This window comes from Dyadobacter soli (assembly GCF_900101885.1).
Taxonomy (GTDB): Bacteria; Bacteroidota; Bacteroidia; order Cytophagales; family Spirosomataceae; genus Dyadobacter; species Dyadobacter soli.
Genome location: NZ_FNAN01000012.1, coordinates 20,865 through 32,750 on the forward strand (window position 1 = coordinate 20,865; position 11,886 = coordinate 32,750).

An 11,886-nucleotide genomic window follows, 5' to 3' on the forward strand; every position below is an offset into this window, starting at 1 on the left:
TAACTAGCCATTACACTCCACGCTATTAATAAACCTATGCCTGCCCATTACTTCTCAAACCTCACCACCTGATGTTCAATCGGTTTGACGGTCGCCAAATAGGTAAAGATCGCGGCGAGGTCTTGTTCCTTCATGCCTGCGTACATAACCCAGGGCATGGGCGTGTTCAGGTCGCCGGGAGCCACTTTCGGAGAGACATAATTGCTGTCGGTGTAGGCTTTGAAGCGGGCTACGAATGCTTCTTTCGTCCAGTTACCGATGCCGGTTTCCTTGTGCAGGGTAATGTTGGGCGAGCGTACAACGCCGTTCGGGCTGCGGAATTCCATTCCTCCACCGAATTCAGTTCCCGGGATGACGCTGCCTTTGTCTGTTTTGCTATGACATTCCACACAACCCGTTGCGGTGATGAGGTATTTGCCGTAAGCAACCTGATCTGTCTCGGCAGGCCGTGTTGTGAAAGATGCTTCATGAGGCATTGTGTTGATCAGAATGCTGACAGGGAAATCCGGCTCCGACTGCGGGTTGGTTTTCTCGACCGGCGGCAACCCGCGGATGTAGGCAATCACCGAATAAATATCCTCCTTGTCGAGCTGGCCGAAGCGGTGGTAGCCCATGACGGGGAACAATGCCTTTCCGCTTTTATTGACGCCGGTGGTAACGGCACGGAAAATTTCTCCGTCCGTCCAGCCGGCGAGTGCGTAGGGTGTGATGTTGGGTGCATAAAACTTTCCCGGAAAACCCATTTCCTGCGTGAATTCTTCACCGCCACCGCCTAAGGCGCCCACCAGCGGGCCGGCATATTGCGACCAGTCGCGGGTGCTGTGGCAGTCCATACATACGGTTACGTGATTGGCCAGGTATTTTCCACGTTCAACTCGGGCTGGGGTCCGCTCGATTTTAAGATCCGGCGCAGGACCGGTGTCGGGCAAAGCAGCTTTTACATAAATGATGCCTGCGGCAACGATAACAAGGAGGCCGGCAAGAATTTTGCCGATGAGTTTGAGCGCTTTCAAGAGAGTTATAGGGATTTGGGTTTCAGATTACTGGTTTCTTGAATTTTGAATTGAAAAAAATAACGTTGAGTATAATCGGTATAACTAAGGCGGATTCGCCGGATTTGCGCAGATGAAGTATTTTTCGGGTGACAAAGGACGCGAATGACACTGCCGGGCACAATAGCAAAATCTTACTATATACTTCGACATTCTGATTCGCTAATTTTACCCCATGACATCAAGGATCATTATTTTCGACGACAACCAGGAAAGGCTAAGCAGCGTGGCCATGCTATTGAACCTGTCGCCCGAGTTTACTTGCACCGGTACTTTTATCAATGCAAATAACCTGGTGACGGACATTGCCGATTCCAAGCCGGACCTCGTTCTGATGGACATCGATATGCCGGGAACCAATGGTATTGAAGCGACAAAGCTGATCCGACGTCATTTCGGCGCGCTGCCCGTTTTGATACAAACCAACTTTGAGGACGACGAGCGTGTTTTCGACAGCCTTCGGGCAGGGGCCAACGGGTATTTGCTGAAACAAACATCCCCTGTAAAGTTTCTGGAAAGTTTAAAGGAAGCCCTGGAAGGCGGGGCACCTATGACCGGCAGCATTGCTACCAAGGTGCTGCGCTACTTCGCTTCCGAACCGGTCGCCAAGGTCGCAAAAAAGGATTACCACCTCACAGAACGGGAAAAGCAGATTCTCGGACTGCTAACGCAGGGTTACAGCTATAAACTGATCGCGGCCGAGTGTAATATCTCCTATAACACCGTGAACAACCACATCAGCAACATCTACGACAAGCTTTACGTCAACAGTGTCGCCGAGGCGATCGGCCTTGCTATCAGGGAGCGACTGGTTTGACATACACCCTATCATTGATTTCGCTCCCAAACAATATTGCCTGAGAGCGAAATCGGAATGTTTCCGGAAACCGACGCTTATCAGTAGCTCAGCTTGCTGATTGTTCCGTCCTTATAACTTACCAGGTAGTAGGTTCTCTCTCCCGAGCGGACGATGTCGGTAGGCTGCGAAAGGCCGTCGAGCAAGGTGTTACCGTTTTCGTCCACAACTTTGCCGGTTCCCACTTCGAATCCCAGGTCGAACGTGCCGTGTTGCAATACGATCGGTTTGTTGTTCACGGAAAGCGCAATGCCGGACAATGTCGTGAGGTTGGTTTTATACTCGCTCACAAAGCCAGCGGTGGTTATCTGGAAAATTTTTGCGGCGCCAGGCGTAAAAGGAAATCCGGTTAATGTAGTCACAATGAACTTGCTACCATCGAAAACAATGCCCGTCGGAACGGCTTCATTGCCCTCGTCTGTCTTAGGAATGAGCGCGAATTCACTCAGTGCGCCGGTGCCCTGCTCCCGCTTGATGATCACGTTTCCGCCGGCATCTGCAATGTACAGGTTATTGTCCGGTCCGAAAACCATTTCAAACGGGTTGGAATTAACGGGATCGGTGTAGTTCTTTCCTCGCACGAAATCGCCGATATCATGCACGGGGATGCCCGCAAGGCTCACCGGTGAGTCGCCGGCATGGAACGATGACACGTCGGCAATGTACAATTTTCCGCTCACGCCATGCAGGAAATAGAGTTTTCCATCCTTGTAAAGCAACTTGGTTAAACCTTCGATGGAACCCATGCTTGTAATGGATTGCAGGCCCGTCACGAACAACGTTTTTTGCCCGGATGGCGTAATCATCGAAATGCTGCCGTCATTGCTGTTGGTCCCGGTTCCGACCTCGGTCACCCAGATATTTCCATTGTCGTCGAGCGCAATGCCGATAGGTGCTTTCAAATTGCTCACAAACGGATTGGAAGTGAGATTTGTAGGCTCCGGAATCGGTACGATGTGGTCCGTAACGCAATTTTGTGCGAAAAGTGCAAGCACAAGGAAGGTAAGGGAAAGGAATACTTTTTTCATGTTTTTGAGATTAGATGGAACAGTTAAGCGTGTAGTTGACTGGCGTGATGTGTGTACAGCGTCGGAAGGGATCACGCGGGAACGGGCGTGCTTTTGCAGGGTAAATTTGACAGCGCAAAACAAGGCAAGCATCGCCCGTGGCGCAATAGTAAATTCTTACTAGCTTTTCGTTTGAAGCCTTACGGTTAATAAAAAGTAACCGCGATTTGATTACCGTGCCACTTTTTGTAGTATACTTCTGACTTGTTCAGCCTGAACCCGCTATCCTACCCGCTAATCTTCCTCATGCCACGCGAATTCTCGACTTTTAAGCTTTTAGGGGCGTCCGGAAAAATCTTTCTTTGCTCGCTGTTTTTCTTGGTATGTCAAAACAGATTTCTCCACGGCATTGCGCAGGTTCCGCAAACGCGCGTGAACATGCAGCTGCTCGGCCCCGAGCAAGGGCTTCCCAGCAGAAATATTCGCTGCCTTGCGCAGGATGGCCGGGGTTTTATATGGGTAGCCACCGGGCAGGAGCTCTGGCGTTACGATGGCTACACTTTTCAGAATTTTACAGAAACCCTGACCCGCTCGATCGGCGGCAGCACGCTCATCAACCAGGTACGGACAGCGCCGGACGGTAAAATTTGGGTAGCGCACAACAATGGTTTCAGCGTGGTAGACCCCGTCCATCTTACCTGCAAAACCGTCGATCCCTCCCGTAAAATCCAAGATCCCGACGCCCGCCAAAACCTGAATATTTTTTTCGATAAAGACGGTAATGCTTGGCTGGCCATCCCGCGGGGCAGGCTGATTAAGGTCAGCAAAGAATGCATTCCCGTGGCTGTTTACATTCCACCGGCCAATGCATCCCAGGTCATTTCAGCCGAAACCCAGGTTACCCGCTTCTTCAATGACCGTCAAAATAAGAGGTACGTGTATAGCGCCGGTGCTTTTCTGGATGAAATAGATGCGAATGCAAAATTTACCAGCCGGGTCAGCCTGCTATCAGAAGAACTTAAAAACCAACGATTTGCCGTATGGAGCCTGGTGCAGCCAGAACGGGAGATATTACGCATTTACTACCGGCAAGCCGGCGGGAACCGTTTTCAGATGCGCCAATATTCCCTTGCAAATCATACGTTCGGCCCACTGACCGACATCGATACGCCGATCGCCCCGGAGTGGGTAACCCCTGATCAGAAAGGGAATGTATGGTATAAATCCGGAGAGCAAATCGGGTTTTTAAATCAGAAAACCGGCGAGTTCACGGATCTGTCCGCCCGGTTGAAACAGAAATCGGGAGCTCACACCTTCCTGTTTACTTCCCTTGTCAGTTCCGACGGCAGCTACTGGATATCCTGCGTGGACGGCCTTTTCAAGATCACATTGACGGACGAAATTTTCCGGAAATACCTGAGCGTTCCGCTGGAAAAGCCGGGCGACATCGGCAGCAGCATACGCGGCATCACCGAGGACGCAACGGGGATGATCTGGGCATGTTCTTACGGTTTTATGGCTTATGGATTTCCCAATATGCTCCACCAGATAGATCCTCCCAGCAACAGAACGAGGCATATGGCGCTCAAACGCCCGAAGAACATTCCCGGCGACGCCGTCATTCCCTACAAGGTGCTGTTCTCCGGCGACGAGGTGTATGCGATTACCGACGGCCCCCAGTTTATCAAAATCAACCCCGAAACCGAGGACTACTTCCCGGTGAAGTTCCCGTTCATCAGCGGCCGGGGTTTTACGTCCTTTTACAAACTGAATGCGCACACGTTCTGGATGGGTACCTGGGGTGGCATGACGATGATCGATACGCGGGATATGAAACCGGTGCTGCTGAATGAAAAAGCGGGCAAGTATATCAAAAATGAGCGGATCAACCACTTCATGCCGTGGTCGGGCAACCGTGTGCTGGTGAGTACTACCAACGGCCTGTATGTCCTGAACCCCGACGCCACCATTCACGAACATTACGGACAATCCGCCGGCGACAAGATCGAACTTCCCGCCTTGCAGCTCTTTCACTCGGTTTGGTACGAGCATGCATTGTGGACCGGATCAGGACAAGGGCTGGTTCGCATTGACACCGTTCAGAAAAAGGCACGGCTTTTCACGACGGAGGACGGCCTGCCCGACAACAATATCTACGCCGCCTTGCCCGATGAGCGGGGCAATCTCTGGCTGAGCACCAATAAGGGATTGTCATGCTTCGACACGCGCGCGCAGAAGTTTCGCAATTACGGTATGCTCGACGGCTTGCCGCATTTGGAGTTCAACCATGGATCGTACCTGAAATCGCGGGACGGCACGCTCTATTTTGGGGGGTTGAATGGCATTGTCTCTTTCGACCCCGCGCAGATCGAGACCAGTACCAAAAGAGAGCACGAACTCCAATTGATATCCTACACCAAATACGCCTCCGACCTCAACCGGACCGACACGGTAACCAGCCATTTGCCCGGCCAGGAAGTCGTTTTCGAACCTGGCGACCGCCTTTTTACATTCTCGTTCATGAGCACGGATTACCACAATACCACGCTCAACCGGTTCCGCTATAAATTGGAAGGCTGGAACGACGATAGCTGGCATATGTTTGAAAACGGCAACAAATTGCTTTTCAACAGCTTGCCGCCGGGCGAGTACGGGCTTTGCGTACAGGTGTCGGTGGCAGGTGCGGATTGGGGTACTTATGAATGGAAAACCCCGCTCACCGTGCTGGCCCCGTGGTACAGGTCAATCTGGTTTTTTGCATTGAGCATTATCGCCCTTGCCCTGCTGTTCTACGCTTTTTACCGGTATCGTTTAAGCCAGATATTGCGCATTCAGCGGATCAGGAACGGCATCAGCGCCGATATGCATGATGAAATCGGCGGGACGCTGAGCAGTATTTCGTTTTATAGCCAGGCCCTGCTGATGCAAATGGAGAAAACGGAACAGCAGCAGGTCGTCCGGAAGATCAGGGACAATGCTCAGCAGGTGCAGGAGGGGCTCAGTGACATTATATGGAGTGTTAAAGCGGGCGGTGACCAGATCAATGATGTGTTTGCCCGCATGCTGCATTTCGGGGGCGGACTGGCGGAGTCCAAAGGCTTTACCTTTCATTTTGAAACAGACCCGCAGCTTAAAAGCCTGAAACTGGATATGCAAACCCGCAAGAATTTCTACCTGATATTTAAGGAAGCCATGAACAACGCTGCCAAATACGCCGAATGCACCGCCGTTCACGCGCATATTGCGTACGCGGCAGGTAAAGTAAAAATGGTAATCCGGGACAATGGCAAAGGTTTCGACCATCAATCCGCCCGGCAGGGCAACGGCCTGACCAATATGCGGCAGCGTGCGGCGCAGATGAAAGGTCAGCTCACGATCGAATCCGCGCCAGGTGAAGGTACAGTCATTACCCTCGTTTTTTAAGCGGAAAAAAGGTCGCCGGGAAATTTTAAATGTGAGGGTTAAATGGTTATTCAGTCGAATAGTGTAATTTAGGATACTTTTAGTTTCAAAAGTATTGCAGCCATGACTCGACTACTGACCCCGATACTGATTTTAGCCCTCGCCGCCTGTGATAAGACACACATTATCGACGACGAAGCAGCCCGCCTTCGCGGAGACTATCCTGTCCAGACTTACATTATCAATGACGATACGCTTTATTCGGCAGGCAAAATCAATAAAATTGGTGTGAGTGAGTTCAAAGTGGCTATTAGCAGGAAAACCGCTGATACGCTGAGCATAGGATATTTTTGGGCACAGGGACCGAAATCTGGCTCCTTATTTGTCAGACAACTACAACTTTCGGGCCACGACGGCCAGTACCAACTGACAATGGCATTGAAAGCCCCACTTTTCCACGAAGGGACAATCTCCGGAAACGTCTACACCGAGCGCACATCGCTGGCGGGTGCGGGATTTGTTTTGCTCCCCAAGGGTTATCAGCCGAATGAAGTTTCTGATCCGACCGGAGGTACTATCAAAATCGTTGCGCAAAAGCAATAATTGCCCTTCCATTCCCACCCAGCGGACGACTTCCGCAATCGTTCCCGGCCCTTGTAGCAATCCCTGAAAGGAAGAAATTCTACATTGGCATCTCAAATATTATTGCCCCCCCCTAAAAAATGTCATCGAAACATTTATTCCAATTCTGTTGGATTATTAAATGTATTTCTATTGATTTACGGATGACATCTTGCTATATGTAAAATCCAGCTCGATATAGTTCAATGTGTCAAATCAATTCAGGGAAGTGGTTTGGGGGCATTTGACGGCCGCCCGAACCGTTGCATTCATTCAATCTTATCATTAACGCCTAACTCAAAATGCATGAAGAAGTTTTGCCTTAAAAATAATTGTCGAAATGACGATTATAATCTCAGACTACACCGGCTTTTCCGGTCGGCGATCCTGTTCTATATGGCGCTGTTGAATGTTTCCTTTGTCTGTTTTGCGCAGAATGTGTCGGTTTCGGGAAAGGTAACGGATTCTAAATCGGTGGGTATCCCCGGCGTGACCATCGCCCAGAAGACAGGGACGGTGGGAACTACATCGGATGCGGAGGGCAATTACCAGCTAAGCGTCCCGGGCAATGCGGTGCTGACGTTTAGTGCCATAGGTTACGTTAGTCAGGACGTGGAGGTGGGTAACAAATCCGTCATCGACATCACTCTGACCGAGGACATCAAGGCCCTGGAAGAGGTGGTGGTTGTGGGCTACGGGACCGTGAAGAAAAAGGATGCGACGGGAGCGGTTTCGGCCCTGGGCTCCAAAGACTTCAACAAAGGGGTCGTCACTTCCCCTGAGCAGCTCATGCAGGGGCGTGTCGCCGGGGTGCAGATTTCGCAATCCAATGGGGAACCGGGCGGCGGTATTACGGTGCGGATCCGGGGAACGTCCTCGGTGATGGGTGGAAACAACCCGTTGTTTGTAGTGGACGGCGTGCCTCTGAGCGGGGACAATACTTCCGCGGGGGCCGACCAGCAGGGAATTGGCCGCCAGCCTGCCAAAAACCCGCTCAACTTCCTCAATCCGGACGATATCGCCAGCATGGATATATTGAAGGACGCCTCCGCAACGGCCATCTACGGCTCCCGCGGTGCCAATGGCGTAGTATTGATCACAACTAAAAAAGGCAAAGGGAAAGGCGTTCTGGATTACGGCTACTCCCTGGGTGTAAGTTCTATCACCAAAAAATATGATTTGCTGAATGCTGCCGAATACGTGGCCGCCGGCGGCCAGGACATGGGCAGCAATACCGACTGGCAAAAGGAACTGTTCAGAACCGCGCTTACCCACCAGCATAACCTGTCTTACGGGGGCGGCGATCAAAACAGTAATTACCGTTTTTCACTGGGTTACATGGACCAGAACGGTATCATCGAAAAGTCGAATATCAAGCGTTACAGCATCGGGTTCAGCGGCGGCAAGAAATTTCTGAACAACAAGCTCAGCATCGGAAGCAATCTCAATTTTTCCAACAACATCGATAACGGCATTCCTATCTCGGAAACGTCCGGCTTCGAGGGAGATCTGATGGGCAATATCCTCAAAGCAAATCCGACGAGGTCTATCCGGAATGCCGACGGGACATTTACACAATTCGCGAATACGGAGCCTAATCCGATAGCCATGCTCGAATATTCGAAGGATTTTACCAATTCCCTGAGAGCGGTTGGTAATATCAATGCAGAACTGGAAATAGTGAAGGGGCTCAAATTCAAAACTGTGCTGGGACTGGATCAATCCATGTCGACCCGGAAACAGGCCACTTCGAGAGACCTTAATGTGCGGGGGGTGTTCAATCTCGGACGTGCTTATGTGAGGGATATTGAAACCAATAACCGGTTGTGGGAAAACTACTTTACTTATGATAAAGAGTTCGGTAGCGTAACGCTCAATGCATTGGCCGGGTATTCCTACCAGAGCTTCGAAATTGCCAGCAAGAATGTGACCGCCACCAATTTTCAGACTTCCGATCTCGACCTGATGATCAACAACCTCGCATCGGCCAACACGGGGGCCAAAGGGTCGATTATCCAGAACTCTTCATCGGTGAAAGATGAACTCCAGTCCTACTTTGGACGTGTGAATGTGAGTATCCGGGACAAATACCTTTTCACGGGTACGTTGCGTGTGGACGGGTCTTCCAAATTCGGGGGCAACAACAAATACGGCTATTTCCCGTCGGGTGCATTCAGGTGGAAAGTAGCGGAGGAAAACTTCATTCCAAAAGACGTATTCACGGACCTGTCGCTCCGGTTGGGATATGGTTTGACGGGCAACCAGGCTATCCCGCATAATGTTTACGATTCCCGCGACAGATACAGCGACTGGTCGATCAATGACGTGGGAACGACTATCACAGGCGGCGGATACAACCCGGTATCATTCAATAATCCCGATCTGAAATGGGAATCCACCAGTGCGGTCAATATCGGTTTGGACTTCGGGATTTTGAAAGGTCGTCTGTCGGGAAGCCTCGATTTGTATCAGAAAAACACGAGGGATTTGCTGTTCCAGGTATTTGCGGCACAACCGGCCCCGACCGATTTTCTCTACACCAACCTCAACACCAACATTCAGAACCGTGGAATCGAGCTTTCGCTGAATGCTGCGATCATCGAAAAGAAGTCATTCACATGGGAAACGATGTTCAACATTGCCTATAACAGCAACATCGTGAAAGACTTGCAGGGCGCGTACAATACGGGCGGGATCAACGGACAGGGACTGACGGGCGCATTTGCCCAAAGCCTCGCCGCCGGGCAGCCGCTTTTTGCCTATTACCTGAGAAAATTCGAAGGCTTCGACGAGGAAGGAAACTCCATTTATCCGAATGGCGACGTTCAGGAGTTTGTCGGCAAGGGGCCTCTGCCGAAGGTGACAGGCGGGTTAACAAACAATTTCCGCTACGGAAACTTCGATATGAGCTTGTTCTTCAACGGAGTTTTTGGAAATTATATCTATTCCAACACGGCTAACGCATTCTTCACGAAAGGATCCTTCCTGAACGGACGCAATGTGACCAAGGATGTAGTAACCAACGGCGAGGGTGCTCTGAATACACCCGAAGTTTCGACGCGTTTTCTTGAAAAAGGCGATTTTGTGCGGTTACAGAACTTGTCCATCGGCTACCGCGTACCTACCAGTTCCAACAAGCTGTTTTCGTCGATCCGGCTATACATTACCGGACAAAACCTGCTGACCTTCACCAAATACAGCGGCCAGGACCCGGAAGTGAACACCAACAAGAGCCTGAACGGCATCCCGTCGTTCGGTATCGATTACACCTCCTACCCGAGGGCGAGAACCTGGACAATCGGCGCGAACATCTCCTTTAACTAAGAACAATACGACGATGAAAAAGACCAAAACATATCACAAACATAAATTAGTCGCATTCGCCCTTTTCATGTTCGCAATGGCCGGCTGTACAGACCTTGTTAACGACGAGCAGGATTCGGTGGTGCGACCGCCCGTGGAAGGCTCCTCTTTTGCACCCGGCAACCCTACCGAAATGCTGGCCTCGGCCTATAAGGATCTTGGCGCTTACAACGATCAGGGCAATATGTGGGCCATGCAGGAAAACACCACCGCGGAATGCATACCGCCTACCCGAAGCGTGGACTGGGGCGATAATGGCGTGTGGCGCGCATACGACACCCATAACTGGACATTTACGCACCCGCAGCTGATCGCGACGTGGAACCAGCTCAACCGCCGCGCTTACAAGTGCAATGAAATCATCGCTTCAAACCCGTCGGCCAGGCAGGCGGCCCAGGCGAAGTTTCTGCGGGCATTCAACATGTACCAGGTGATGGACTTCTTCGGTAAAGTTCCATTCCGGGAGGTCACGCAGGGCCCCAAAGAACTACCGCGCGTCATGACCCGGTCGGAAGCATTTGATTTCATCGTGAAAGACCTCGAAGAAGCGATTCCGGACCTGGTATCGCTCCCTCCTGCCCCGCAAAACGGAGAAGCGTCCAAAGAAGCCGCCTACTTCCTTCTGGCCCGGTTGTACTTGAACAAAGCAGTGTACAAATCGACCGCTCCCGAGGGCCCCTACAACTTTGAGAAAGCGGATATGGACAAAGTAATAGGATATGTGAACTCGCTCAAAACATCGGGATACGGTCTCGATCCTAACTATTATAATGCGTTCTCGGCAAACCCCGGCCCGGAAGTGATTTGGGCAAGTACCGAAGGTGTGCCGTCCAACCTGTGGAACTGCACGCTGCATTATAATATGAATCCAAGCGGATGGAACGGCTTTGCTACCCTTTCGGAGTTTTATGACAAATTTGAAAACTCCGACATTCGTAAGGGTATTGCTCCTAAAAAGGACGGCTCCACGTTCTCGGGCGTAGGTTACGGCTTCCTGATCGGCCAGCAGTACACAGAGAAGGGAGAGCCTATTACGGATACGCGGACGCAGAAACTGCTTGCATTCACCCGCGACGTCCCCCTCACCGGCGCAGCGACGGATAAGGGCATCCGCGTCATTAAATACCATCCCGCTACTGCTCACAAGTTCGTTTTTATGAGATACGGGCAAGCCGCCGTCATGAAGGCCGAGGCATTGCTGCGCAGCGGAAATGCCGGCGAAGCACTTAAAGAGGTGAATGCGCTAAGGGCAATCCGCAAGGCGTCGCCATTGGCATCACTGACGAACGACATCATGTTCGATGAAACGAGCAGGGAGTCATACTGGGAAGGTATCGCAAGGACCAACGAGGTTCGGTTTTCGAAGTTCGCTACCGGAACGGGCGTCGTAAACAAGGACCCCAAGAGGGCCGTATTCCCGATTCCTTCCGCAGCGTTGGTTTCCAACACTAACCTGACCCAGAACGACGGGTACTAGCCTGCCCTGCCGGGTTGGCACTGTAAGAAGCAACAATGTAGCACCCTTGCCGATGGCAGGGGTGCTTTTTTGTGCCGGTTAGAACATTCTCGGTTACCTTCGTCGTAA

At 51.3% G+C, this 11,886-nt stretch carries 7 protein-coding genes; 5 read left to right on the plus strand and 2 right to left on the minus strand.

All coding sequences use genetic code 11. From position 1 onward, the window contains the following. Positions 1 to 47 precede the first annotated feature (47 nt). Complete coding sequence (locus BLQ88_RS20300; protein ID WP_090153878.1) at positions 48 to 1,013, minus strand: c-type cytochrome; 966 nt, start codon at positions 1,011 to 1,013, stop codon at positions 48 to 50. Between the two features lie 214 nt (positions 1,014 to 1,227). On the opposite strand from BLQ88_RS20300, the gene BLQ88_RS20305 reads away from it, so the two are divergent. After that, a complete protein-coding gene (locus tag BLQ88_RS20305) occupies positions 1,228 to 1,869 on the plus strand; it encodes a response regulator (protein WP_090153880.1) in 642 nt (213 codons plus the stop codon). Between the two features lie 80 nt (positions 1,870 to 1,949). On the opposite strand, the gene BLQ88_RS20310 is transcribed toward BLQ88_RS20305, so the two are convergent. Next, positions 1,950 to 2,936, minus strand: a complete 987-nt coding sequence (locus tag BLQ88_RS20310; RefSeq protein ID WP_090153882.1) for a ScyD/ScyE family protein — start codon at positions 2,934 to 2,936, stop codon at positions 1,950 to 1,952. A gap of 417 nt (positions 2,937 to 3,353) precedes the next feature. On the opposite strand from BLQ88_RS20310, the gene BLQ88_RS20315 reads away from it, so the two are divergent. The 4 genes from BLQ88_RS20315 to BLQ88_RS20330 all read left to right on the plus strand — a co-directional run bounded on the left by BLQ88_RS20315 (position 3,354) and on the right by BLQ88_RS20330 (position 11,778). Further along, positions 3,354 to 6,338 carry a sensor histidine kinase gene (locus tag BLQ88_RS20315; protein WP_218132936.1) on the plus strand — a complete coding sequence of 995 codons (2,985 nt, stop codon included), beginning with the start codon at positions 3,354 to 3,356 and terminating at the stop codon, positions 6,336 to 6,338. A gap of 102 nt (positions 6,339 to 6,440) precedes the next feature. Beyond that, complete coding sequence (locus tag BLQ88_RS20320) at positions 6,441 to 6,920, plus strand: hypothetical protein (protein ID WP_090153886.1); 480 nt, start codon at positions 6,441 to 6,443, stop codon at positions 6,918 to 6,920. 324 nt (positions 6,921 to 7,244) lie between these two features. Beyond that, complete coding sequence (locus tag BLQ88_RS20325) at positions 7,245 to 10,262, plus strand: SusC/RagA family TonB-linked outer membrane protein (RefSeq protein WP_229212772.1); 3,018 nt, start codon at positions 7,245 to 7,247, stop codon at positions 10,260 to 10,262. A 13-nt stretch (positions 10,263 to 10,275) separates the two neighbouring features. Beyond that, positions 10,276 to 11,778 carry a RagB/SusD family nutrient uptake outer membrane protein gene (locus BLQ88_RS20330; protein WP_090153890.1) on the plus strand — a complete coding sequence of 501 codons (1,503 nt, stop codon included), beginning with the start codon at positions 10,276 to 10,278 and terminating at the stop codon, positions 11,776 to 11,778. Positions 11,779 to 11,886 lie beyond the last annotated feature (108 nt).